Origin of the sequence: Desulfofalx alkaliphila DSM 12257, assembly GCF_000711975.1 — a bacterium.
GTDB classification, from domain to species: domain Bacteria; phylum Bacillota; class Desulfotomaculia; order Desulfotomaculales; family Desulfohalotomaculaceae; genus Desulfofalx; species Desulfofalx alkaliphila.
The window spans coordinates 108058-131661 of sequence record NZ_KL544001.1 but is presented as its reverse complement, the minus strand read 5'-3'; the positions used below and the strand labels follow the sequence as shown (position 1 = coordinate 131661).

Sequence of the window (23604 nt, the reverse complement as noted above, 5' to 3'; positions counted from 1 at the left end):
AAGCTACTACTCCTTCAACCAAAGTTTTAATACCTGGGCCACCTCATCGGGATTCTTCTTGGCCAAATCCTTTGCCCTGGTTTTGGGATCAGGCACCAGCGGCTCCAGGGAAACTTCTTCTTCAGTGTCATCACCCACCGCCGCCACCGGCACAGGCATTTCCTCCTCCAACTGCTGCTGCCTTGCCCTGCGTCGGCGAATAAAATATGCTAGCAGAACCAATAAAAGTATTAAGATTGCCGCAGCAATGCCGATTATAGTATAGAGCGGAAGTTCTTCCGGCTCATCACCTTCGGCGGCAAAGGCATCCTGGGCAGAGGTGTCAAAGGGCATCGTTTGTACTATAATGTCGTCCCCCCGCGCAGGCTCAAAGCCAATGGCGGTGGACACTATTTGCTGAATGGCCTCTTGATCCACGGGGCCCACATTGCTGTCCACAATCACTGAGGTTGAGATCCGCCTGATGGCTCCCGGCGGCTGATCCACCACTATAACTTCTTGGCCGGTTTCGTAGTTGGTGATGGCGGATTCATGTTCGTACTCACCCTCACCGCCACCCACAATGGGGTAGTCGCTTCCCGGCATTTGCGAGGTGGTGCCCACCGGACTTCCGTAGCCGGTGTTGCTGCCGCTGGAACTTTCCGTTTGCTCACTGATTGGCTGACCGGGCAGCACCTCGGTGCGGGTGGTTTGAACCTTGCTGAAATCTAAATCCACCGTTACCATGGCCACCGTTTTTCCCGGCCCGTAAACCGGTGTTAAGAACTGTTTTAACCTCTGTTCTAAACGCTTTTCAAATTCTTCCCGCAGTTGTTGCTGCTGCTGAATAACACTGCCGGCCATCTGACTTGGATCTGAAGGCGTCTTGATAAAATCATTGAGCACATTGCCATTGGTGTCAATGATATGTAAATTCTCAGGTAAAAGGCCTTCCACACTGCCAATGAGCAAGTCGCTTATACCCTGTACCTGGGACGGCTGTAGTTTGGCCAGGGGTTTTAATTTTAGTACCACCGAGGCAGAGGCTGTACCCTCTTCCTCTATAAATACACTTTTGGTGGGCAGCACTAAATGTACCCGGGCCTGATCCACCGCCTCAAGGGAAACGATGGTGCGGCGCAACTCTTCCTGCAGAGCCCGCTGAAAAACAACCTGCTGCTCAAAGTCAGTTTGGGCCAGTTTTGTTTGATCAAACAACTCAAAACCCTGGCCGCCGCCCGGCAGTACACCGTCGCTGGCCAACTGCATGCGCAGCTCGTAAACGTCAGACTCCGGCACCAAAATGGTACGGCCTTGGTCAGCGGTTTTATATTTAACATTCATTGCTTTTAAGTTTTCCGTTATTTGTCCGGCTTCTTGTATTTCAAGGTCTGTGAAGAGGGGGGCATATTTTGGTTGCACTAAAAAAACAATAGAATAGAAAAGGCATACCACAATACCAAGACTTAACAGCACAGTTGCTATTTTCTGTGTTTGGGTAAAATTTAGCCACCGTTCCTTCGCCTTGGCCGGCAGGTCTCGCAGGTTCAAAAGTAACACTCCCCACTAAAAGGTTAGTTGTTTACAATGGCATGCGTGATACTTCTTGATAAGCTTCCAATAATTTATTGCGCACTTCCACTGCTAAATGCATTGCCACCTTTGCTTCAGTCATTGCTATGGTTACCTGGTGAACATCCTGTACCTCACCGGTAATAAACTTAAGTTTCATATCATCTGACTTTACCTGTATATCGTTTAAGTTATTGACAGCATCCTTAAGCAGGTCGCCAAAGGAAACGCCGCTTTCATTTTTATTTGCTGAGGCCTGTACCTGACCGCCTGCCATCAGCGGTTGCGACAATGGTTGTATCTTCATCTATGCTTCCTCCTAACCGCGCCCTATTTCCAGGGCTTTCATTGCCATTCCCTTGGCTGCATTTAAGGCTGTTACATTGGCCTCATAGGCCCTTGAGGCAGTGATCATATCCACCATCTCATTTAATACGTTAATATTGGGATAGGCCACATAGCCCTCTTCGTCAGCATAGGGATGGTCGGGTTCATAAACAAGGCGGGGCGGATTGGGGTCTTGAACAATACCCGCCACCTTTACCCCTGCACCCTTATAACCCACAGGGATGTTATTTTTATTCATCACCCTTTGCAGCTGCTGGGCAAACAGGGGCACCTGCCGCCGGTAGGGCGCCAAGTTAGGGTCATCGGTGCGGCCGGCGGTGTTAATGTTGGCTAGGTTGTTGGAAATAACATCAAGGCGCAGCCTTTCGGCCGACATACCTGAAGCACTGATCGCAAAAGAATCAAACAATGCCATTATCTATCTACCTCCTGGAACTGGATATTATATGACTGACTAGCGAATAATAGCCGTCTAAGGCCTGGGTAGATGTCTGATATTTCATCTGGTTTGCCGCCAAATTCACCATTTCCTCATCTATGTTAACGTTATTGCCATCGGGCTGGGAGGCTGTGTTAGTCACCTGCACTGTTTTTGCCTCCGCCTGTGCCGGGTGCTTCACCCCGCCCAGGTGCAGAGGGTGGGAGGTGCGCAGGGCAAGCCGCCGTCTGCCTAAGGCTGTTTTAAACTGCTCTTCAAAGGATACATGAGATTTTTTAAAGCCCGGTGTATTTACATTAGCCACATTGTCAGCAATAACCCGCTGCCTGAGCATACCCACATCCAGGTCTTTTTTAAGTGCCATCACTGTCGGATTGTTGACAAAAAACAAGCTAACACCCCCTTTGGTTGTGACAAAAAATTTATAAATTTCCTAATCTTATAAATTTCCTAATGACCCACGTTTATTATTCAACAATAAAAGTTTATTACCCTGCATAAAAATGTAAGAATTTGATAAAAGCTAAAAAAATTTGTCAAGATAAAATTAAAAGGCAGTTAAAATGCCCTTTGTCTTCGCAATAATATTCGACACTTCTTCATCGGAGATGGTTTGATTGATGGGTAGCAGTATAACCCTTTGGTAAAATTCTTCAGCCTTGGGGGCCCGGCTGCCCTCCAGCGTACACACATCGGGGTGTCCCGCCCACAGGTAATAGGGGTGTAAAAAGACCGGGTAGTGCTTTACCTGCACCTCTATACCCTGCATCTTCAATTGCACAAAGAGCCGCGGGCGGTTAGCAATCAATTTTTCTTCCTTTAGCAGCAGGGGGTAAAAACCCCAGGCAGATTTAACGCCGGGCACTTCCTCCGGCACCTCCACCTCTTCCATTGAGCCAAAGGCTTCGTTATATCTTTTGGCTATTTCCTCCCGTCTGGCCACCGTCTCGTCTAACCGCTCCAACTGGGATAAGCCCAAAACAGCCTGTAAATCGGTAATGCGGTAAGGGTAGCCCAGGTCTTGCATTTCATTGTGCCAGGGGCCTTCATCCTTGCTCAAAAGGTGTTTTTCCCTCACAAAGCCCTCATCCCTAAACATCCGCAGCCATTGGGCCAACTCATCACTGTTGGTGGTGATCATGCCGCCCTCGCCGGTATAAATCTGGTTGCCCGGGCCAAAGTCAAAGACCACCATATCACCCAGCCCGGCCACCGACTGTTGATGATAGCTGGCCCCAATGCTGTGGGTGGCATCAACTATCACCGGCACATCCTTATCTTTTAATTCATCCAGCACCGGCTGTAAATCACAGGGTTGTCCGCCGTAGTGATGCAAGATTATCGCCTTGGTGCCGGAGTTAATTCTAGCCAGCACATCCTTAGGATCCACGTTGCCGGTTGCGGCATCCACATCGGCAAAGATATTCACCGCTCCCTGATAAAAAACAGCATTGGGGCCAGCCACCGGTGCCAAGGGGGGCACAATTACCTCTTCCTTGGGGCCCACTGCGGCAGCCAAAAGCGCTATGTGCATGCCCCCTGCTCCGCTGGAAACAGCCACTGCATTTTTAACCCCCATATGCCGGGCAAAGGCCTCCTCAAAAATTTTCACTTGCTCTCCCATATGTATTTTACCGCCATCAAGCAGCATTAATAGAGATTCTTTGTCTTTTTGGGTAAACACTTGATTTCACCTTCCTCGATTCTACATAATAACACATTCTACTAGAACAAAACAGTATTTCGCTATTTGTATCAATGTTTTTTTACAAAATCTAATTAAATTGGCACTTTAGTCTATAGGTTTGAATCATAGCGTCCGATATATATATTATTAGGATATTTTTCGACAATATTTAACAGTTGAGGAGTATGATATGGAAACCAATGTACGCATGCAAATTTTAAAACGGTCAAGGCTGTTTAAGGATTTTCCTGAATTTACACTGAAAACCATTGCTGACTACACCGACCTATTGAGTTTTCCGCAACAAAGGGAGGTTTTTAGGGAAGGTGATAAATCCGAACACCTATATATAATTGCCATGGGCAGCGTAACTATACTTAAACAGCACCGGGATAAGGAAGTGGAATTGGAAGTTTTAGAGGCCGGAGATTTCTTCGGTGAGTTAAATTTATTTAACGGTGCCGGCAGCCAGCCGGTGACCGCCAGGGCCCATGACAAAACAATACTCTTTACCATACCCATCGATGTTTTTATGGTCTTGGACCAGCAAAACAACAACGTGGCCTATAACTTCATGAAGATAATGGCTGAACACCTCAGACATTTATACCTCAAGCTAGCTGAATTAATTGTCAGTCAGCCGGCAGACTTAGAAGAGGATACACCGGATTTGATAAATATCCCCGCAGATCTTATCAGCGGTGACTTTGCCTTTACTGAACAGCAGGCGGCCGAAATGGCTAAAATGCTTTACGACCATAAACAAGAGTGCCCCCTGTGCGAGCACAGGTTCACCACCCCCCGGGTCTTGTCCAGGTATATTAACATTGAGAAAACAGACAGCGATTTTTGCAATCACTACATCGGCATCAACCCGCTCTACTACGAGGTTATTGTCTGCCCCAAGTGCAATTATGCCTACCTTGAAGATGCCAATGAGGCGCTCAACCCAGTGGCCCAGGGGGAAGTTGAGAAATTGCTGGCTGCCCTGCCCAAAAAAGATTTTTGCACGGTGCGCGACCTCAACATGGCCAAAGAATGCTATCTGCGGGCCATAAAATGCCAGACTGCCTGCGGCAGTAAAAAATCGGTGCTGGCCCGACTTCACCTGCGCCTGGCCTGGCTGTACCGCTATCAAGAGGACCCTGCCCAGGAACAGCAGCACCTAAAACCGGCTTTGGAAAACTACCAGGAAGCTTTCTCCCGCGAATCCTTTGACAGTAAAAATGAACTGCAAATGATGTATGTAATCGGTGAACTATATAACCGGCTGGGGGACCCCAAAAACTCAATTCAGTGGTTTAGCCGCCTGGTAATGCATCCGCAGCACCACACCTACCCGGCAATAGTTAACAAGGCCCGGGATCAGTGGCAGGATATACGCGAAAAAATGAAAAAGGAAACAAAATAGGCGGATAGGGTTATCCGCCTTTACTAATCCACGAATGCTTTTAAATTATCATAGCCAATCTCCCCATAAGAAATATGGAAGCTAAGGGGATGCTTACTGTTAAAAGACCACTCATAGGGTTTGGTAATAAAAGAAATACCTGTCTCATCCAGTTTAAAGGTCCAGTCCTCCGGTAAAACTTCAATGTCAAGGTCCCGGGCTGGACCATATTCTTTAAGGACCCCCTGGACAGTGTCATTGATTAAACCATGGTAATCATAGCCATCTACAAACAAGTCTTTTATCTCCAGTGGCTTGCCGGCTTCAGTATAAGTACAATAGGTTTCCTCCCACAGGCTTTCATTGGCATCGGTAATGATATGCAGGTAACTGCTAATGTTTACATAGGGCCCAATACGGTGGACATAAATATTTTGCTCCACAAGGGATACAGCCAAGCCCCGCTCTGAAAAGGCCGCCCTTCCTCCCCTGTCAAGCCGCAAGGCATCCACTGGCTCATTAAATCCTTCCGGCAAATCTTTGGGGCGGGCCAGGTATATGATCCACTCTGCACCGTTCTCCCGGTAAGAATCCCTTTCAGAGCTGAAATTTCTGTAATTGTCCTCTAAAAACCGTTTGGTGACATGCTCATTAACAAAAATAGACCGGTCCTTATCATAAAAACGTTCGGTAATGGCCATATATCCGTCGGGGCCATAAAAGGGCACCGCCACCTCAATATAAGAAAAACCCACATCAAACTCAGGGTTATTATAATCAATGACAATTCTAAGGCCGTCATAGGCCAGGTAAAACTTTTGATCCCGGCCAATACCCTTAAATGGGGCCGCCAAAGCAAAGTCGCTGTAAATATCAGAGGCAGTGTTTCTGCGCTTAATCTCATCGGCTATGGCTTCATTGGCAATCCCGAGGCCGTCTGCATCATCGGTAAATACATCGGTTATTGAAAAAGTTTCACCGGTATTAAGATCGAAATTTAAGCTTTCAAGGGCAAGGAAATGATCCGGCCCAGGGTTGGGGTTGTCGTAGGTCACCATCACATAAGCCATGACAGAAAGGACATTGTTGCAGTTAAATTGCGGCATTACCCATATTACACCGTCAAGCACTTCCCTGCTCCCTTGGAGGGCAGACTCCGCCCCCCGATAGGGCAGCAGCTTCTCCCCTGTGGCATAGGGAACCATCTTCTTAAAGAGGGACTCAATAGCCCCGTTGACCTTATCCTCCACCCCTTGATCGCGCAAACCGCTGATTTGAAAATAAGTCCAGCTCTGGTTTTCATCCTCAGATACCCTTATATCAATAATTTCAAGGGGGTTTTCCACAACATGGTGGACCTCCACAGGGGCATAAATTGCCTTTCTCCCCTGGTCAGGCTTCTCCCCTCCGGCACCGCAGCCCACCAGAAAAATTAAGGCCAGTAAAAGGGTGCTTACCAATTGACTACTTGATCTTAACATAACCGGTCTCCTCGGCCAGCCTTTGCCCCTCTTCCGACAATATCCAGGCAATCACTTGCCTTGCCGGGCTCCCCTCCGGTTCATCGTCCCTTATAACGGCATAATAGGCGGTTGTAACAGGGTAGTCCCCGGTGCGGATGGTTTCCCGGTCGGGATAAACCCCGTTAATTTCTAATAACTTGACATTTTCATTGCCCCACATGTCCACAACAAAATAGTAGTAGGAATAACCCAGGGCATGGGGACCGTTTTCATAGGCGGCAACCGCATCGATCAGGCCTCCCATATCGGCCACTATTCTTTCAGTTGGAGCTTCCATGGGGGTAAGCCCCTGCAGCACCAAGTCCAAAAAACCCGTTTGGCTGCCGGAATTAACCGGCCGCTGGTAAGCCACAATGGGCAGGTCGGGGCCCCCCACCTGGGACCAGTTGGTTATATCCCCGGTGTAAATACGCCTGATTTCATCCAGGCTTAAGCCCTGAACCGGATTATGGGCATGGGTTAAGAATACAAAGGCTTCGCTGACAATGGGTATGAGCTCCAAGCCAACTCCCTTTTCTTCAGCCAGAGCCAGTTCTTCTTCCGAAGGGCCGGTCACAAAAATAAGATCTGCCTCTTTATTGATCAGGTTGACATAGGCCTGATGGGTTTTATTATGCAGGATATGTGGCCTAACTTCTTCCGGGCTAAGTGCCGTAAGCCTTGCGGCAACGGCCTCAGACAGAGGAATGGTAACCGTGGAACCGTCTACCTTGGGGTAGTTATCCAAGGTAAAGCTGGGTTCCTGGCTTGTTTTTTGACATCCGCTAAGTAAAGCGGCAAATAACATGATAATAAGAGCGGCAGTTGTTATAATAACACGCCTCTTCATGGTATCCCCCCCACCGTCAGAAAAATAAAAGAAAGTGACTGCACTCCCTTTTACACAATTTCATCCACCATTATACCAACCATGTCTTTAAAATGAGCCACCATGTCCAGGAGCCATTCCGGCGGTATCTCCCTTATCACCTCATCGGTGTCCTTGTTGATAACCGAGACCATCCACTGGCCGCTCTCTTCGTGAAGCTGAAAGCTTAATCCTCTGTTATATATAAGCATGGTTTCATTGGCCTGTTCAACAGCCTTTTCCAAAACATCCCGGCTGAAATGCTCCCGTTCATTTGTTCTTTCTCTCTCTTGTTCCTTTTCAAAATAGGCCTTTTCCCAACGATTGTCGGCGCCGGCTTGGCTATGTACCCGATTATCTAACCGATGGGTTTGCACCAAGGGGTCTAAACTTTGTACCTTCATCATACTCACTTCCCCACTATTTCTTCTTATCTATAAAGTAACCGTCATGCTGGGCACCCTTTTTCCTGTAGGCTGCCATTCCGGCCTTGCTTGCCTGCATATTCTGCATCTTTTGCTTCAGCTCATTCATCCTCTGCTTGGCCAGCCGGCCGGCCTGGTCGGTAAGTTCTTTGGCCTTTAAGGCCATTTGGCCAATGTTGCTCTGCACAGCCTCGATGGCACTTGCCCTTTGGGGGTGCAGCTTTTTCAACCCCGGCCAGTCACCCACCCCGGCCTGGTCTTTAATCATTTGCTGCAGCCTTTGCATCTGCCGGTCCAACTGGTCTATTTTTTCAATATACTGCTGTCTGACATTTAAAAGCCGGTTAAATTCTTCCCAGTCTTCTATGTTGCCGGCCATTTTATTGCTCAGCTGCAGTATTTCTGCCATTAACTTTTCCTTCTGCTTGATCAGTTCCAGAAGTTTTGCCAATAAACTTTGTACCGTCATTTAAGTGCCCACAGCCCGGCTTATTTTTACCTGTTTTAAGGCTTCCGCCCAGGTGTTGCGCAATTCTTCCAGCATACCCTGTACCTCTTCTAATATTGCCATATCCTTTTTTACGTTGGCATCTACCAGCCGGCGATTGATGTAGTCATAGAGGCTTAAGAGGTTTTTAGATATTTCATATTCCTGGTTCAATGAGACCATCAGCTCGGTGATAATGTCCTGTACCCGCTGAATATAGTAGTTGGTCTGCTCGATGTTTTTTGCTTCCAACTGAACCATGGCCTGTTTATTAAACTTTAGGGCTCCGTTGTAGAGCATCAGGGTCAGCTGGCCCGGATCAGCACTGTTTACTGCATTTTGCTGGTACTGGGCATAAGGATTTGGTGCCTGCATTTATTTATACCTCCCATCTAATAAGACATTTCACTAAAATAACATTCCGCCGCCAAATTGCTGCATCAGCCACATGCTCTGCTCATTCAATTGGGCAACCACTTTTTCCATGGCGGTAAACTGCCGCCAATAGCGATCTTCTATTCTGGCTAGGCGCTCTTCCCAGCGGTTGATGTCATCTTCCACCCGGCGGATGGCCTCACTCATAAAACTTTGGTCTGCCAAATTATCGGCACTGCCCGCCCTTTCCCTTATCATTTCAATGCCGCGGTCAAGCTCGGCAGACAGCCGGCGGGCAATACCCATTTCTTCGGTGCTTTGACCGTCTTTGCGGAACAGCTCCATTACCCCGTCCGGATCCTTCTGAATAGCTTCCCGCAGTTTGTCTTCATTAATTACCAGGGTGGCTGACATATAGTTGGCGGTGGTGGTAATGCCAATGGCCGACAAGCGGTCGTAACCTTCGTTACCGGTCACATCACTAACCACTCCGCCCACAGTGCTGCGCAGTTTTGTTAAGATGCTAGACAGCATGGGATCCCGGCGCAGCATACCGCTTCTGGCCTTTTCTTCCCACTGTTCAATTTCCTTATCGGTCAACTGCTCCCGCATGGTATCGGTAAGGGGCGGGTAATCGGCATAGCGCTGTTCCAGTAGCTTAGCATTTAAGCCTTCCACTGTTTCATTGTACTTATTGATAAAATTAACAATGTTTTCAAACATCGCTTCGGTATCCCTGGCCACCGTCACGGTGGTTTCGCCGGTACCCCGCAGGTTTAAGGACATGCCCAGAATATTGATGTTGTTATTGGCAAAGGAATACTCCACGCCTTCACCGGAGCCCATCTGCATAATAATCTTAGCGTCTTGACCTTTAACGCCGCCTTCACTATACAGGGCTTCTGTAAGATTAAGCTTTTTAAGGAAACTGTTTTCTTCCACACCTTCTCCAAAAACTTCTCCGGTGTTATCAGTAATCTTAATCTGCTGACTTTCACCGGTGGCCACCGACTGAATAAAAATCCTGTCCAGGGTCTCGTCGTAATGGGCCCGTATGCCAAAACTTTTGCCGTCTGCATCCCGCAAATTATTTATTTTATTAACAATGGTATGAATGTTATCGGCATTCACATTCACATCAATTTCCGCCGTTCTGGCAGCTTCTCCGCTGCCAAGGGTAATATTGAGTTTAAAGTTTTCTTCATAACCAAAGAAATCTGCTATTTTAGCCGTAGTGTTACCCTGCAGGCCAATGGCCTCACTGCTCTGGGCAGAGGCGGTGGCGGCCAGCTGTTTAACGCTGATATTATAGGTACCTTCTAAAGAGTTTGCCCCACCCTTGGCGGTGAGTACGGTGTCGTTAGTTGAAGAAGCCCGGTAGCTGCTGTAGGTGCGCTCTAGACGCATGTCAAAGGAAAGATCGCGCAGCACCCGCAGCTTATTGTTAACCCCTCTAATTTCCTCCCGCTGCCATTCAAGCACCTGCTTTTTCTGCAGCAGCGAATCAACCTTCATCCGCTCAGCCCGCATTAAATCTGTAACTATTTGATGGGTGTCTAAACCAGAGGCAATACCGCCAAAACGCATATACATAATTTATTCCGCCCTTCTATCAAAGGAAATACTCTTATATTACCTATCGGCAAACGGGGGCAAATCTTTAGATGCAGCAATAAAAAACTACCTGCATTTTACAGGTAGCAAATAAGTTAGGTGCCTGTCACCAGATCTTTTAAATAAGCCTTTACATGGGGCTGAAAATCAAAATACAGCTGCCAGGTTTTCTCTAGAAAATTGTATCGACAAAGTTCATCCCGGCAGTAAACCAGCAGCCCGGATGTAGCATGATAGGCAAAGCCAGTAAAAACATTGTTTAAAATCTTAACATCTACAGGTTTACGAAAGATCTTTTCCAATTCCAATGACAAGTCAATTTCTAAATCATATGTCTTTTTAGTATCAACGAAATCTTCGTCAATATAAATAGCTACATCTAAGTCGTTATAACTATCCACATCATGTAATATAGAACCGTGCAAGTAAGCAAAAACTACCCTTGTGTCATCTTTAAAAAAACGCTCCAGTTCAGCCTTAATTATATTAATCTCTTGTTTCATTTAATACCCCTTCTCCACCAGTTTGTTCACCAATGAAAGAAAAGTTGTTAAATTGTTTAAATTTCCAGACTTAATAATATCATATACTATTTCATCATCAATATTACCATACCTATGCACCAACAAGTTTCGGAACTTTGCCATCTTAGACAAACTTTCTGCCAATTGCTCATCAATTAAACCTTCATCCCGCAAAATAACATAACAATCACTATAGCTTACAGGAGCACGCCTTGCCAGCCGGGCCACCAGATGATTACATATATTTTGTGCGGCTTCTATGGCTACAATAAGCTGATACTTGGCAGCAGAAACCACCGTTTCGTCAGCCAAAAAATTACCTAACGTTAAGCTGCCGTATTGCTCTAATATATTTTTAGCCTTAACAATATCTGCAGATTTGTGTTGCAACATATTGATATTTATTTTCATGCAAAATTCCACCCTCAAATAAGTAAATTTATCAATTACTTCATTATCAATACGTTCTTGGCCTTTGGCACCCCATACTTATTTTAACAAGTATTCCCTAGCTAACCAAGTACCATTTCTCAAATCCTTCAGATAAATTAATAAGTTAGGTGCCTGGCATCGCAAAAGCACCAGGCACCAATATTTGCAACATGGGACAATTCATTATATAACTACCCAAACCTTATTAATCCAAAACCATTTGATAAGAAAATTTCATTCTCTGTATCTTTATTTGGCTTATTTTGTGTACCCATAACTAAAGAAGCCAAAATTAGTGGTTTCTCTTCGATAAGGTCTTCGCCAACTTATAAATATTAACCGTTTGATAAATTAATACTTTGCAATCTCACCTTTACCTGATGATTAATAATACTTCGCTCATTCTGGCTCATAAACAGGTATAGCTTTATACCTGACCTCAACATAAATTTCTTAGCAACCTTATAACAAGTAACTTTTACCACTGTCAAATATATATTGCCGATTATTACCACGTTTCCCTAACTAACCAATTATTTTTCATTTTTCATCAAAATCCTTTTATAACTAATAAGTTAGTTGTCAGCAATAATAAACGACCCCGGGCTTGCGCCCGGGGTTACATTACTATGAAAGATATTATCCAAGCAACTGCAGTACAGATTGAGGTGCCATATTAGCTTGAGCCAACATAGCGGTTGCAGCCTGCTGGAGAATGTTGTTCTTGGTGAATGCCATAATCTCTTCAGCCATGTCGAGATCACGGATCCGAGACTCAGCAGCTTGGAGGTTCTCTGCAGAGGTGCCGAGGTTAGCAATGGTGTGCTCTAGGCGGTTCTGCATAGCACCGAGCTTGGAGCGTTCAGCGGAAACGGTTTCGAGAGCATCGTTGATTGTCGTAATTGCGGCATCAGCGGCAGTTTGTGAAGATACGTTGATTCCAACGCTCTTACTGGCATCCTCATCAATCTCAAAAGTTAGAGTAGTACTACTAACGGTTTCTGCTTCTGCCTCCCCATCAAAATCGTCGGCTACAACAAGTTGGAAACCAGCCTCTCCAGCTACACTCTCTAGAGCAGCTTTTACGTCGGCCAGAGTAGCATCGGAAGCGCTAGCGCTATCTTTTGTGTTTAAAGTAACGGTGATTTTCCCACTAGCTTCATCTATCTCAGCAAACGTTCCTTTCCCGTCTTCAGTATTTAATACAACCTCAAATTCGAATCCTTCACCGGTTCTGTTCAAAAACTGCAGACCATCAATACCGCTATCTACAGTATAAGCCTCTCCCTGTACTTTCAGTGCATCAGCATCCATTGCATTGATAGCCAAATCAACGTTCTGCCCTTTATTAGCACCAATATGGAATTTAGCTTTGAATTCCCCACCTAAAAGATTCTGGGTGTTAAACTCAGTTGTATCAGCAATTCGTGTGATTTCAGCTGCAAGCTGATCGATTTCTTTTTGGATCTCGCCACGATCAACTTCGGTGTTGGTGTCAGTAGCTGACTGGGTCGCTAGCTCCCGCATTCTTTGCAGAATAGCATGGGTCTCATTGAGTGCACCTTCGGCAGTTTGAATCAAGCTGATACCGTCTTGGGCATTTCTTTGTGCCTGTTTCAAACCACGAATTTGCCCTCTCATTTTTTCAGAGATTGCTAAACCTGCTGCGTCATCCCCGGCACGGTTGATTCTGAAGCCCGAAGAGAGTTTCTCCATAGACTTCGATGCGTTGGTTTGGTTCATACCCAACTGCCTGTGGGCATTTAAGGCCATAATGTTGTTGTTAATTCTCATTGTTTTACCTCCTTGGTTTGTATACTGGCAGCATCCCTTCTGCCAAAAAGCAATTCCTCATCCGGCCGGTATGAAGAAATCTTTGCTTAATAAATATATCGTTAATTGGTCACAAAACTTTAGTGCTAAAACTACAAATTTTATTTCTTCTTAAAAATATTTTGATTTACTAGGGCCTTTAAGTTCTCCTTTTGAATGGAATGATAGATTTCTGAACGGTAAATATCCACATCCGCAGGGGCCTCTATGCCTAGGCGCACTTGGTCATTTTGCACATCTACCACCACTACTTTAATGTTATTGCCGATATGTATGGACTCGCCTTTTTTTCTGGATAGTATCAGCATGGCTTATTCCTCCCCCTGGCTTTCGGCGGCCGGCAGCGGTTGACGAAGGGAGTAGCCTTCACCCTGCAGTACAACTTGGCGGGCCAGCCCTTTTGCGGTGTTGATAACCACCGGTGCCAATAGGTTAACGGTGGCATTTTTTAACCCCCGGGCGGCGTTAACAATACAGAACACCGCCAGATCCTGGGGCGCCTTTATTTCCAGTTTATTTTTCTCCTCCGGGGGCAGGTCAAATTCATAGTCAGGAAAGACAGGGAAGGGGTTAATTAAGATGAAGCATATTTCTTTTTCTGTGGTGGACTGGAGCAAGTAGAAGGGGGAGTTTTCTTCCACCGCCAGCAGTTGGAATTCTTTAAGTTCTTCGGGCAGGCCGGGCAGGCCGGATTTGAAGGTTATTTTGTTTGGCATGATGTAATCAGCTCGCTTTCTATTTGGGCTCAATGAATCGAGCCCCTACATAAAAATTACAACCTATGGGGGGGCGGAAGGGCGGGGCGCCCTTCCCTACATTTCTGCATCTTATTTATAAGTTGATAATACATGATTTTGGATAAAAACAAAACCGCAGTTCTTTGCGGTTTAGGCGTAGTCATCGAATTTTTTACCTGCGGTGTGTTCTGTTTCAAAGGAAAACTTGACGGCTTCTTCCGGTTCCAGGTCTTGGCTTTCACCGGTCTTTTTGTTTTTTACCCTTACCTTTTGCCTGCCCTCTTTATCCCTCACCAGTTTAAAGATTAAGGGGTAGTTAAACATTTGGGCAGCCTGATTTAACCGGGCCAGCGCTTTAAAGAGCTGGTCGGCATTAATTGGCTTTTGCGCCAGGCTGGGGTTTTGCATCCGCTGCTGGTCTAATCCTTTATTGGCCCTGGCAGGGTCAAGCTGGCGTATGGTAAGACCCTCGTGGGCCAGTTTTGACTGTAGACCGCCGGCACCTATTTTCATGGAAGATCTCTCCTATTGGGCCCGATGAATTTGGGCCCCAAAGGGTTAAAATTACTTTTATCTTAAGAAGTCGAGCAGACTGGTCTGCATGATGTTGGCGCCCACCGCAAGAGAAGCATTGTAGGATAACTGGTATTGGCTGTATTCGATGGATAGCCGGGCCATGTCTGCCGCTTCAACATTATCCAAACTCTGGGCAAGGTTAACATCTTGATCCATCAACTGTATTTTTAAGGATTCAAAGTGCTGGAAACGGGCGCCCACCGCCACACGGTGGCGAAGTATATGGTCGCTTACCTGCTGCAGTTCACCGATACTGTCTTGCAAACCATCGGAATCATCGGCATTCAACCGATCCCGCAGTGCAAATAGAACCTCAAATATCCCATCTCCCTTGGGGTCGGCATCAGGATCATAGACAACATAGCTGCCGTCATCTTCGTCAAAGTCAATAGCTTCACCAAAGACGCCCACAGGGCCATCTGGATCACTGGGGTCGTAGGTAATACCCGGTGCATCAATGCGGTAGCTGGTAGCTGCAGCCACTTCCCGCTTTATTTGGTCGGTATTACCAAGGTAAATAATCTTATCCCCTTCCCGTTTAAAGGGGGGGTAGTCGTTTTTTGTACCGGCATAAATATATTTGCCGCCCACTGTGGAGTTGGCCAGGTCTACCACCTGGTCTATTAATTTATCTATTTGTTCCGCAATTACTTGCCGCTGTTCGGCATTATATGTGTCGTTGGCCGCCTGAATGGTATACTCGTTGGCCTTTGCCAAAACATCAACTATGGTCCCCATGGAGGTGTCGCCCATTTCAAGGTAACTTAATCCGTCGTCTATGTTCCTTTTGTACTGCTCGTTATAGGACATGGTGGACTTAATTTTCATAAACTCGCTCATCACTTTGGGGTCATCGCTGAGGCGCAGTATTCTTTTTCCGGTGGCCAGCTGTTCTTGACTGCGGGCCAGCTTGCCCAGGTTGCCCTGAATGCCCCTTAGCACCTGGTTGGCAAAGTATGTGTTAGTTATTCTCATTTTTTTATACTCCCCCATTCTAGAACAAGCGGTTAATAATTACATCCAACATACCGTCTAGGGTGTTTATCATGCGGGCCGAGGCCTGAAAACCGTATTGGTACTGGAGCATTAAAGTTAATTCTTCGTCCACCGCCACACCGGATACCGAATCCCTTAGGGCGGTGATTTGTTTGGTGATGGCCGCCTGGTTGCCGGCCATGCTGTCGGCACTGTCTACACTGGCACCTACTTTGGTAATAAGTAGGCCGTAATGCTGTTCAAGGGTACTATCATCAATTAACTTCTCATCCCTTAGGGCCGCTATATCCCCGGCCATTGTTCCGTCAATTAAGGCCGGTGTGTCTATCAGACGGTCGTCAACTTTAAAGTTACCGTCTTTCAATTCTCCGGTGAAAAATGGTATGTCAAGGGCAGAATCAGGATCAGATTTTCCTACTTCACCTATGTTGTCGGCCATGGCCGTAGCCAGCTTGTCAAGCATATCTTTATACTCAATTAAGTTTTGCCTGGCCTTTTCTAAACCTAAGAGAGACCCGCCGGTGTTGGCGTCATTACAATTGGCTGTTAGATTAATAACATCATCACTGCCATAACGCAAAACTATTTCGTCACTGACGTTGCCATCAACATCAACTACTTGTCTTGCTTCTAAGTTAAATAGCTCGAGAGAATCATTTAAATCTATATTCTGACCGTGAAATTCAAGTTTTGATATACCGCCCAGGTTAACGCCCACCGTTTCAAAATCTACCTTTACCGGGCCAAACTGGCTCAGTTCTTCTAAAATTTGGTCCCGTTTGTCCAGCAGGTCGTTGGGCTGTTGGCCAACTCGGATTACTTTCTTGATAGATGTATCCAGATCTTTCAGTTGTTTTAACAATTCATTAACTCTATTTACCTGGTCTGCCAGTGCACCGTTTACTGTTGGACCATTAATATCAGCTATGCTTTTCTCCACGTCGTCCAGCTGTTTGTAGGTGGATGATATCATGGTGGCCAATTCGCTGCCCAGTTCCACCACCACCGCTTTGGCGCCGGAATCTTGTGGGTTGTTGTTTAGGTTCATCCAGGCTTTGAAAAATTCAGTAATGCGATCGCCTATGCCTTCAACTGCAGGTTCGGCAAAGGCTGCCTCAGCCCGCTGGAGAAAGCTAATTTGGTCTTCCCAGTAGTGGTTTGCCGTCACCGACTGGCGCACGCTGTTATCTAAATATTCATCCCTCACCCGGCGGATGCTGTCTATACCTACCCCGGTGCCCAGTTGGCCGGGGGTTACGCTGCTGTTGATGCCCGGTACGGCATAGGGCGAGGTGGCATTCATCATCACCTGCTGCCGGGAGTAACCGGGGGTGCTGGCGTTAGCCAGGTTGTGGCCGGTGATATTTAGTGCCTTTTGATGTACCTGTAAGCCCCTGCGGGCGGTTTCTATACCAAAAAATGTGCCTGCCATTTGTTTCACCACTTTCGTTTGTTGCAGTCAGCGGAACGGCACAGGGGCCGTTTCCTACAGTTAGGGTTACGTTGGGTTTGCTGAATGAACGCAGCGGTACGGTCACAGACCGTTCCCTACAAAAACCAGGCAACCCAAGTACCCGTGTATTTTGGGTTTGATGAATCAAACCCCTACGAGCATTTATCTTCCTAAACTGTTTTGTTTAGCATTTCCAGCTTGTTTTCTTCTTTGGTTACTTTGCCGCCGGAGTGGTAGGTTGGGCCGCTGCCTGGGTTAAGTATTTTTAGCAGGGCGGTGTTTACTTGCAGTGCCCTGTTGGTGAGCACCTTGTTAAATTGGTTCAGTTCTTGTAGTTGGTCAAAGTGCTCTTTTATTTCCTGCTGCAGTTCTTTTAGTTCTTTTTGTACCGCCGCCGGTGCGTGGGGCAACATTTGGCTGATGGTTGCCCCCGGTTTTAGCCCCAGTGTTTTTTCCAGTTTCACTTGGACTTCTTCCCGTTTGGGGTCCAGTTGGGCCATCTGCATGGTGTGTTTGGTCAGCTGTTTTATAGCTTCGTTTAGCCCCGGCAGGTCGTTTTGGCGCAGGGCGGTGTTTTGCTCTTGGGTTGAGGCCAGTATTTCTTTGGCCACATCCCGCTGTTGTTTTAGTATTTTAGTTAGTTCAAAAAAAAGAGGCTCCATTGGATCACTCCTTAGACTAATTCATCCAGGCGCCTTTCATTTATCATTTCCTCTGCGATCTTTTCGGCAGAGGGTTGGTAAGTTCCCTTTTTAATGCTTTCTTTTAGGGTTTGTATCTTTTCTTCCCTTATTTGGGGCAGTTTTTTCAGTTCTGCATTGTATTTGCTGGTTTCCCGGGCGGTTTGGGATATTTCGAGGCTATCGCCCTGGATTGTTGTTTTTTGGTTTTTGTTGATGTTGTTCTTTTTGGCTTGGTTTGAGTATATGTTTATTTGGTTTATTGGGGTGATTTTCATTGTTCACCCACCTCCGGTTCGATTTTCAAGTGGTGTAATGTTTGTGTTCAGGGTTCGATGAATCGAACCCAGCGGAACGGTCACAGACCGTTCCCTACAATAGGGCTGCGTTTGCATTGGGGTTTGATAAATAAACCCCTACGGAAAACCATCAATGTAGCACAATACCACTTATTATTATATTCGACTGACCGGCTGTGAACTTTATAGCAAATCGAGAATTTCTTGGGCGATTTTGTTCAATGGGGATATTTTTTCGGCTGCACCCAGGTCTATGGCTGCCTTGGGCATGCCGTACACCACGCAGCTGGCCTCGTCTTGGGCTATGGTGCGGCCGCCCAGCTTTCTTATTTCCAGCATTCCTTGGGCGCCGTCCCGGCCCATGCCGGTGAGTAATACGCCCAAGAGGTTGCCCTTGTATATTTTGGTGGCTGCAGTCATAACTTGATCCACCGAGGGGCGGAAGGTGGCCGGGGGAATGGGTTGGTTGCATTTTTCCAGTTTAACGGTAACTTTGCCGCCGCTTTTTATAAAGTGGGTCTCGCAGCCCGCCGGGGCCACTATTACCCTGCCCGGGCGCACCTCGTCCCCGGTGTGGCCGTGGATTACTTCCACCGCACTTTTGCGGTTTAAGTGTTCGGACAGGGATTTAGAAAAACCCACCGGGATATGCTGTACCACCACCACACCCACAGGCAGGTTGGCCGGCAGCCGGGGGATGATGTTTTGCAATGCCGCCGGGCCACCGGTGGAGCAGCCAATTACCACCAGCTCTATTTTGCCCGCTGCCGTTCTGGGCCAGTCCTTAGCCCTGAACCCGGGGGCCGGGGCCGGCGCCGGGGGCTTTGGCGGGGCGGCGGGGCGGGCCGCCACCTTGCCCAGTGAAACACCGGCGGCCACCCTTATTTTTGCCTTTAGGTCCGCTATCATGGGGCCCAGCTGCCCGGGCTTCATGGGTTTGCCCACAAAGTCCACTGCCCCCAAGGCCAGTGCCTCCATGGTGGCCCTGGCCCCTGCGGTGGTGTATGCACTGAGCATAATTACCGGCACCGGGCATTCTCTCATTACCCGGCGCAGGGTGGCAATGCCGTCCAGCTTGGGCATTTCCACATCCATGGTCACCACCTGGGGCTTTAGTTTTTTAATCATTTCAATGGCTTCCAGGCCGTCTGCCGCCTGGCCAATCACCTGAATATCCTTTTCTTCTTCCAGCATGCGGGTGACCAGCCGCCTAATGAGCAGCGAGTCATCCACCACCAGTACCTTAACCGGCATATTGCACATCCTCTACTATGCCCGCTTCTTTAACAATGCCCCGGGCATCGACAATAAGGGCCACCTGGCCGTCGCCTAAAATGGTGGCCCCCGACAGGCCTACCACGTCGCCCAGGTATTCACCCAAGGACTTGATGACAATTTCCTGTTCGCCCAGCAATCTGTCCACCACCACTGCCACCCGCCTTTCTGCGGAGGCAACGATGACCACATAGAGCTTGTCGGCTTCGCTGCTGCCCATGCCAAAGAACTCAGATAGGCGCAGCAGGGGCAATATGCGTTCCCGCACCACAATCACTTCGTTGTTGCCAATGCGGCGAATTTCGTCGGCGTTGATGCGCAGCGTCTCCTGCACATTGGAAAGGGGGAAGGCGTAAACCTGATCATCTAAGCTGACCATCAGGGAACGGATGATGGCCAGGGTCAGGGGCAGGCTGATGGTAAACTTACTGCCTTCACCCAGTTTGGTATCCAAATCCACCATGCCGTTAATTTGCTCTATGGCAGTGCGCACCACATCCATGCCCACACCGCGGCCCGAGAGGTCGCTCACCGAAGAAGCGGTGGAGAAGCCCGGTCTGAAGATTAAATCCAGCACTTCGCGGTCGCTGAGGCGGGCAGCCCCTTCCCGGTCGTATAATCCCAAGTCCACTGCCCTTTGCCGGATTTTATTTACATCAATACCTTTGCCGTCGTCTTCAATGGTAATAACGATATGGCTTTCATGGTAAGAGGCCTTTAGCTCCAACCTGCCGGCCCTGGGCTTGCCTTTCCTTATCCGCTCTTCCGGGGTCTCTATGCCATGATCGATGGCATTTCTAATGAGGTGAATTAAGGGGTCACCTATCATTTCAATTACGTTGCGGTCAAGTTCAGTTTCTTTGCCCTCCACAATAAAATCTATTTCTTTGCCCAGCTTTTGGGCGGTATCCCTCACCATCCGCGGGAAGCGGTTAAAGATTTGAGATACCGGTAGCATGCGGGCCTTCATAATTTGCTCCTGCAGGTCAGAGGTAACCTGGCCAAGGTGGTTTGCTATTTCATTTATGGATTCCGCCAGTTCGTCGGAGCGGTACTGGCTTTCAAATATTTCCGCAAAGCGGCTTAACCTGGTGCGGTCTATCACCAGTTCGCCCACCAGGTTCATCAAAGTATCCAGCTTTTGCACATCCACCCGCACCGTTTTAACCACCCTGGCACTGCCCCGCTCTTTGGTCGGGGCGGTTTTTTCTTCAGCGGTTTCTGCCTTGCCCTCTTGGCCTGACGGGGCCGGGCCGGCCTCCTTTTGGCCTTCGGCGGTTTGCAGGGCTGCTATTAGTTTTAACTCTACCATATGCACTTCAGCAATGCTCATCAGGGTGTTGTAAATTTGGCCCTGGTCTTCTCTGGTGAGAAGTATCACTTCAAAGGCGCGGTCAAAGCGGCCCTCTTGCAGATCCTCTGCCGCGGGAACACTTCTGATAATTTCACCCATTTGCTGCAGCGTTTCGAAAATCAAAAAGGCCCGTACATTTTTCATTTGGCAGGATTCATCCAGTACCAGGGCCACCTGAAAGGCCCAATAGCCCTTTAGCTCCGCTTCTCTAATTACCGATTCAACCACATCATCCAAGGGCACCCAGCTATGCCGGTATTCGCCATCGGCCGGCACCGGGGCCTCCGGTGCCTGGGACTCCGGTTTTGGGGTGTCGCAGTGTCCACCCAGGCAGCCCGATACCTTGGCCACCACCTCGCTAACGTCCACCGTTACACCGTCGCCGGTTATTTCATCCTTTAGCATGCGCAGGGCATCTGATGCTTCGAAAAGAATATTAATCATTTCTGAATCCACCGTTACCTGGCCTTGGCGGATTTTATCAAAAAGGTTTTCTATTTCATGGGTGAGCGAGGCCATTTTTTCATAGCCCATCACCCCAGAGGATCCCTTAATGGTGTGTGCAGCCCGGAAAATTTCCTGCAGCACCTCTTGGTTTTCGGGCTCTCTTTCAAGCACCAGCAGGTTGTCATTGATAATTTGCAGTTTTTCTTCCAGTTCATCCAAAAAGACACCAATCTCAATGTCAGAAAACACAGGCGCTACCTCCCGATTATTGGTTAATTACTTCTTCCAGTTGCTGCTGCTCCTTTTCAAACAAAATACGGCTGTGTTCCAGCAGTATTACCAGCCGTTCTTCCAATAGGGCAACACCCCGCAGGTAGGCTGCGTCGACCCCACCCAGCATGGGCGGTGGGGGTTCAATGGAACTTGCCGGTACGCGCAGCACCTCCTGCACCGAATCAACTATCATGCCAAAAATTTGATTGCTGACCTGAACAATGATGATGCGGCTTTGGCTTGTTCTTTCGCCGCTCACCAGCCCAAAGCGTTTGCCCAGGTCAATTATTGGTACAATGCCGCCTCGCAAATTAATTATGCCCTCTAAAAAATCGGGGGCGTTGGGTATTTCAGTTATCTCTTCCATGCGGATAATCTCCCGCACCGATGTAATGTCTATGCCGTAGGTTTGGTTGTGTAGTTGAAAGACTACAATTTGCTCTTCTTCTCTACCTTGGCTGCTCATTTTGCATCACCCCTTCGTCTATTTTGATTATCTGACCCGGTTCGATATTTTCAAACTTAAACCTCAGTACCACTATATCCACCCGCCGGTTAAAGCGGCGGTTTTCTTCAACGTCATTGGGCCTGCGGGGCCGGTATTCCCCATAGCCGCTGGCTGAAAGGCGCTCCGGTGCAATATTGTTCAGTTCAATTAACTCCCGCACCACCCGGCTGGCCCGTTGGCCGGACAGTTCCCAGTTGGAGGGAAAGACCGCTGTGTTGATGGGCAGGTTGTCGGTGTGGCCTTCCACCCGAATATAGTTGTTGACCTGGGTTAATATATTGCCCACCTTGCCGATAATTTCTGATGCCTCCGGCGACAGCTGGGCTGACCCTAAAGGAAATAATACCACATCTTGGAAGCTTACCACAATGCCCCGCTCTTCAAGTTCCACTGTCACGCTGTCTTGCAGGCCGGCCTCTGCCAGGTAGGCTTCTATTTGTTCCTTTACCTCCAGCAGGCTTTGGGTTTCTAACCTTTCTAACTCGTTAATGTCGGTGGCAGGGTCAAGCTGGTCAAAGGTGCCGGGTGTTAAGCCCGGACCGGCATCATACAGTATAGCCCCCTTGCCGCCCATGGCCTTGTTAAGGGACTGGGCTATGGCCTCAAAACGCTTGGCATCAACCTGGCTCATGGTGTACATAACAATGAAAAATATCATTAGCAGTGTAATCATATCCGCATAGGTGATTAGCCAGCGGGCACTGTTATCAGCTTTTGGTTTAGGACGACGGTTTCTAATACTCATATTTATTCTTCCTCTTCATCAGCACGGCGCTGGAGATTTGAATGCCTTAAAAAGGCATTTAATCTTTCACGAATAAGCATCGGGTTATATCCGGCTTGTAATGAAAGCACACCTTCTATTTGCAGCTCCTTTAATACTAGCTCCTGTTTACTTAAATTTTGCAGCCGGTGGGCCACCGGGAAGAAAAATATGTTTGCCGCGGCAACACCGTACAAGCAAGCCGCAAAGGCCATGGCAATGGCCGGCCCCAAGGAATCGGGGTCGCTTATGCTGCCCAGCACGTGTACCAGGCCCATCACTGTGCCGATAATACCCAGGGTGGGTGAATAGCCGCCGGCACTTTCAAATATGCTGGCGCCCACCTCATGACGTTCGTGGGCAGAATACATCTCGGTTTCTAAAATGTTGCGCACCATTTCAGGGTCGGTGCCATCCACCACCAATTGCATTGCTTTGCGCAAAAAGGGATCATCTATTTGATCTAACTGGTTGTCTATATATAAGAGGCCCTCTCGCCTGGCCTTATCTGATAATTCCACTATTTGATCTATGGCCTCATGGTATGGCGGTATCTTTTTTACCAGTACCATCTTAAGGAGATTGGGAATGTTCTTTACTTCGTTAAAGCTATAGGCAACAATGGTTGCCCCAAAGGTTCCGCCAAATACAATTATCGCCGCAGAAGGGGCAATAAGTGCACTTATGCTCCCTCCTTCCAGGGTAAAACCAATTATTAGCGAAAAAAATGCTAACAGTAAACCAAACGGCACAATAAAGTTCATAAGA

27 protein-coding genes are annotated in these 23604 nt (G+C 47.7%); 1 reads left to right on the top strand and 26 read right to left on the bottom strand.

What is annotated here, in order from left to right:
- Nucleotides 1–6 precede the first annotated feature (6 nt).
- The 5 genes from fliF to BR02_RS0113885 form a co-directional block, all read right to left on the bottom strand.
- Complete coding sequence (gene fliF / locus BR02_RS0113905; RefSeq protein ID WP_031518082.1) at nt 7–1530, bottom strand: flagellar basal-body MS-ring/collar protein FliF; 1524 nt, start codon at nt 1528–1530, stop codon at nt 7–9.
- Between the two features lie 31 nt (nt 1531–1561).
- Nucleotides 1562–1858, bottom strand: a complete 297-nt coding sequence (gene fliE, locus BR02_RS0113900) for a flagellar hook-basal body complex protein FliE (RefSeq protein WP_031518080.1) — start codon at nt 1856–1858, stop codon at nt 1562–1564.
- Nucleotides 1859–1870: 12 nt separating this feature from the next.
- Nucleotides 1871–2314, bottom strand: coding sequence for a flagellar basal body rod protein FlgC (gene flgC / locus BR02_RS0113895; RefSeq protein WP_031518078.1), 444 nt, complete (start codon nt 2312–2314; stop codon nt 1871–1873).
- Nucleotides 2315–2321: 7 nt separating this feature from the next.
- On the bottom strand, nt 2322–2729 hold the full coding sequence (gene flgB / locus BR02_RS0113890; protein WP_238442480.1) for a flagellar basal body rod protein FlgB: 408 nt from the start codon (nt 2727–2729) through the stop codon (nt 2322–2324).
- A gap of 156 nt (nt 2730–2885) precedes the next feature.
- Complete coding sequence (locus BR02_RS0113885; RefSeq protein WP_051688347.1) at nt 2886–4022, bottom strand: DegT/DnrJ/EryC1/StrS family aminotransferase; 1137 nt, start codon at nt 4020–4022, stop codon at nt 2886–2888.
- 193 nt (nt 4023–4215) lie between these two features.
- Between BR02_RS0113885 and BR02_RS14985 the strand changes: the two genes are divergently transcribed.
- On the top strand, nt 4216–5436 hold the full coding sequence (locus BR02_RS14985; RefSeq protein WP_051688346.1) for a DUF2225 domain-containing protein: 1221 nt from the start codon (nt 4216–4218) through the stop codon (nt 5434–5436).
- 23 nt (nt 5437–5459) lie between these two features.
- Here BR02_RS14985 and BR02_RS0113875 read toward each other — a convergent pair whose 3' ends face one another.
- From BR02_RS0113875 to BR02_RS0113775, 21 genes are all read right to left on the bottom strand, one after another.
- Complete coding sequence (locus tag BR02_RS0113875) at nt 5460–6896, bottom strand: RsiV family protein (protein WP_031518070.1); 1437 nt, start codon at nt 6894–6896, stop codon at nt 5460–5462.
- Entirely contained in the window at nt 6880–7767 is an 888-nt protein-coding gene (locus tag BR02_RS0113870) for a PstS family phosphate ABC transporter substrate-binding protein (RefSeq protein WP_051688345.1), read from the bottom strand. The genes BR02_RS0113875 and BR02_RS0113870 overlap by 17 nt, the downstream gene beginning before the upstream one ends.
- Nucleotides 7768–7817: 50 nt before the next feature.
- Nucleotides 7818–8192 carry a flagellar protein FlaG gene (locus BR02_RS14980; protein WP_051688344.1) on the bottom strand — a complete coding sequence of 125 codons (375 nt, stop codon included), beginning with the start codon at nt 8190–8192 and terminating at the stop codon, nt 7818–7820.
- Nucleotides 8193–8205: 13 nt separating this feature from the next.
- Nucleotides 8206–8679, bottom strand: coding sequence for a flagellar export chaperone FlgN (gene flgN, locus BR02_RS0113860; RefSeq protein WP_031518064.1), 474 nt, complete (start codon nt 8677–8679; stop codon nt 8206–8208).
- Nucleotides 8680–9072, bottom strand: coding sequence for a flagellar export chaperone FliS (fliS, locus tag BR02_RS0113855; RefSeq protein ID WP_031518062.1), 393 nt, complete (start codon nt 9070–9072; stop codon nt 8680–8682). It abuts the gene before it with no gap.
- 33 nt (nt 9073–9105) lie between these two features.
- Entirely contained in the window at nt 9106–10665 is a 1560-nt protein-coding gene (gene fliD / locus BR02_RS0113850) for a flagellar filament capping protein FliD (protein ID WP_031518060.1), read from the bottom strand.
- A 116-nt stretch (nt 10666–10781) separates the two neighbouring features.
- Entirely contained in the window at nt 10782–11189 is a 408-nt protein-coding gene (locus BR02_RS0113845) for a nucleotidyltransferase domain-containing protein (protein WP_031518058.1), read from the bottom strand.
- Nucleotides 11190–11621: a type VII toxin-antitoxin system HepT family RNase toxin gene (gene hepT / locus BR02_RS0113840; RefSeq protein WP_031518056.1), complete on the bottom strand. Its 432-nt coding sequence runs from the start codon at nt 11619–11621 to the stop codon at nt 11190–11192.
- 660 nt (nt 11622–12281) lie between these two features.
- A complete protein-coding gene (locus tag BR02_RS0113835; protein WP_031518054.1) occupies nt 12282–13436 on the bottom strand; it encodes a flagellin N-terminal helical domain-containing protein in 1155 nt (384 codons plus the stop codon).
- Nucleotides 13437–13576: 140 nt separating this feature from the next.
- A complete protein-coding gene (gene csrA / locus BR02_RS0113830; RefSeq protein ID WP_031518052.1) occupies nt 13577–13783 on the bottom strand; it encodes a carbon storage regulator CsrA in 207 nt (68 codons plus the stop codon).
- A gap of 3 nt (nt 13784–13786) precedes the next feature.
- Nucleotides 13787–14224 carry a flagellar assembly protein FliW gene (fliW, locus tag BR02_RS0113825; protein ID WP_238442479.1) on the bottom strand — a complete coding sequence of 146 codons (438 nt, stop codon included), beginning with the start codon at nt 14222–14224 and terminating at the stop codon, nt 13787–13789.
- Between the two features lie 138 nt (nt 14225–14362).
- A complete protein-coding gene (locus tag BR02_RS0113820) occupies nt 14363–14725 on the bottom strand; it encodes a flagellar protein FlaG (protein ID WP_031518047.1) in 363 nt (120 codons plus the stop codon).
- A 57-nt stretch (nt 14726–14782) separates the two neighbouring features.
- Nucleotides 14783–15763, bottom strand: a complete 981-nt coding sequence (flgL, locus tag BR02_RS0113815) for a flagellar hook-associated protein FlgL (protein ID WP_031518045.1) — start codon at nt 15761–15763, stop codon at nt 14783–14785.
- Nucleotides 15764–15782: 19 nt separating this feature from the next.
- Nucleotides 15783–17216, bottom strand: coding sequence for a flagellar hook-associated protein FlgK (flgK, locus tag BR02_RS0113810; protein ID WP_031518044.1), 1434 nt, complete (start codon nt 17214–17216; stop codon nt 15783–15785).
- Between the two features lie 191 nt (nt 17217–17407).
- The gene (locus tag BR02_RS0113805) at nt 17408–17899 is read right to left on the bottom strand and encodes a flagellar protein FlgN (RefSeq protein WP_031518043.1); all 492 of its coding nucleotides are present in this window, start codon (nt 17897–17899) and stop codon (nt 17408–17410) included.
- A gap of 11 nt (nt 17900–17910) precedes the next feature.
- The gene (gene flgM, locus BR02_RS0113800) at nt 17911–18195 is read right to left on the bottom strand and encodes a flagellar biosynthesis anti-sigma factor FlgM (protein WP_051688343.1); all 285 of its coding nucleotides are present in this window, start codon (nt 18193–18195) and stop codon (nt 17911–17913) included.
- A 204-nt stretch (nt 18196–18399) separates the two neighbouring features.
- A complete protein-coding gene (locus BR02_RS0113795) occupies nt 18400–19470 on the bottom strand; it encodes a protein-glutamate methylesterase/protein-glutamine glutaminase (RefSeq protein WP_031518041.1) in 1071 nt (356 codons plus the stop codon).
- Nucleotides 19460–21541: a chemotaxis protein CheA gene (locus tag BR02_RS0113790; RefSeq protein ID WP_031518039.1), complete on the bottom strand. Its 2082-nt coding sequence runs from the start codon at nt 21539–21541 to the stop codon at nt 19460–19462. Before BR02_RS0113790 ends, BR02_RS0113795 begins: the two co-directional genes overlap by 11 nt.
- A 16-nt stretch (nt 21542–21557) precedes the next feature.
- Nucleotides 21558–22031 carry a chemotaxis protein CheW gene (locus BR02_RS0113785; RefSeq protein ID WP_031518037.1) on the bottom strand — a complete coding sequence of 158 codons (474 nt, stop codon included), beginning with the start codon at nt 22029–22031 and terminating at the stop codon, nt 21558–21560.
- On the bottom strand, nt 22015–22818 hold the full coding sequence (locus BR02_RS0113780) for an OmpA/MotB family protein (RefSeq protein ID WP_114638912.1): 804 nt from the start codon (nt 22816–22818) through the stop codon (nt 22015–22017). The genes BR02_RS0113785 and BR02_RS0113780 overlap by 17 nt, the downstream gene beginning before the upstream one ends.
- A gap of 2 nt (nt 22819–22820) precedes the next feature.
- Nucleotides 22821–23600 (bottom strand): flagellar motor protein, encoded by a 780-nt coding sequence (locus BR02_RS0113775; RefSeq protein WP_031518033.1) that lies wholly within the window; start codon nt 23598–23600, stop codon nt 22821–22823.
- Nucleotides 23601–23604 lie beyond the last annotated feature (4 nt).

Bases quoted from the DNA above. Each gene is read 5' to 3' on its own strand.
- hepT (WP_031518056.1), bottom strand. From the start codon at position 11,621: ATGAAAATAAATATCAATATGTTGCAACACAAATCTGCAGATATTGTT.
- BR02_RS0113875 (WP_031518070.1), bottom strand. From the start codon at position 6,896: ATGTTAAGATCAAGTAGTCAATTGGTAAGCACCCTTTTACTGGCCTTA.
- flgN (WP_031518064.1), bottom strand. From the start codon at position 8,679: ATGACGGTACAAAGTTTATTGGCAAAACTTCTGGAACTGATCAAGCAG.
- BR02_RS0113795 (WP_031518041.1), bottom strand. From the start codon at position 19,470: ATGCCGGTTAAGGTACTGGTGGTGGATGACTCGCTGCTCATTAGGCGG.
- BR02_RS0113845 (WP_031518058.1), bottom strand. From the start codon at position 11,189: ATGAAACAAGAGATTAATATAATTAAGGCTGAACTGGAGCGTTTTTTT.
- flgK (WP_031518044.1), bottom strand. From the start codon at position 17,216: ATGGCAGGCACATTTTTTGGTATAGAAACCGCCCGCAGGGGCTTACAG.
- BR02_RS0113870 (WP_051688345.1), bottom strand. From the start codon at position 7,767: ATGAAGAGGCGTGTTATTATAACAACTGCCGCTCTTATTATCATGTTA.
- flgM (WP_051688343.1), bottom strand. From the start codon at position 18,195: ATGAAAATCACCCCAATAAACCAAATAAACATATACTCAAACCAAGCC.
- fliE (WP_031518080.1), bottom strand. From the start codon at position 1,858: ATGAAGATACAACCATTGTCGCAACCGCTGATGGCAGGCGGTCAGGTA.
- BR02_RS0113835 (WP_031518054.1), bottom strand. From the start codon at position 13,436: ATGAGAATTAACAACAACATTATGGCCTTAAATGCCCACAGGCAGTTG.
- BR02_RS0113805 (WP_031518043.1), bottom strand. From the start codon at position 17,899: ATGGAGCCTCTTTTTTTTGAACTAACTAAAATACTAAAACAACAGCGG.
- flgL (WP_031518045.1), bottom strand. From the start codon at position 15,763: ATGAGAATAACTAACACATACTTTGCCAACCAGGTGCTAAGGGGCATT.
- BR02_RS14985 (WP_051688346.1), top strand. From the start codon at position 4,216: ATGGAAACCAATGTACGCATGCAAATTTTAAAACGGTCAAGGCTGTTT.
- csrA (WP_031518052.1), bottom strand. From the start codon at position 13,783: ATGCTGATACTATCCAGAAAAAAAGGCGAGTCCATACATATCGGCAAT.
- fliD (WP_031518060.1), bottom strand. From the start codon at position 10,665: ATGTATATGCGTTTTGGCGGTATTGCCTCTGGTTTAGACACCCATCAA.
- fliS (WP_031518062.1), bottom strand. From the start codon at position 9,072: ATGCAGGCACCAAATCCTTATGCCCAGTACCAGCAAAATGCAGTAAAC.
- BR02_RS14980 (WP_051688344.1), bottom strand. From the start codon at position 8,192: ATGATGAAGGTACAAAGTTTAGACCCCTTGGTGCAAACCCATCGGTTA.
- flgC (WP_031518078.1), bottom strand. From the start codon at position 2,314: ATGGCATTGTTTGATTCTTTTGCGATCAGTGCTTCAGGTATGTCGGCC.
- BR02_RS0113820 (WP_031518047.1), bottom strand. From the start codon at position 14,725: ATGAAAATAGGTGCCGGCGGTCTACAGTCAAAACTGGCCCACGAGGGT.
- BR02_RS0113785 (WP_031518037.1), bottom strand. From the start codon at position 22,031: ATGAGCAGCCAAGGTAGAGAAGAAGAGCAAATTGTAGTCTTTCAACTA.
- BR02_RS0113780 (WP_114638912.1), bottom strand. From the start codon at position 22,818: ATGAGTATTAGAAACCGTCGTCCTAAACCAAAAGCTGATAACAGTGCC.
- BR02_RS0113775 (WP_031518033.1), bottom strand. From the start codon at position 23,600: ATGAACTTTATTGTGCCGTTTGGTTTACTGTTAGCATTTTTTTCGCTA.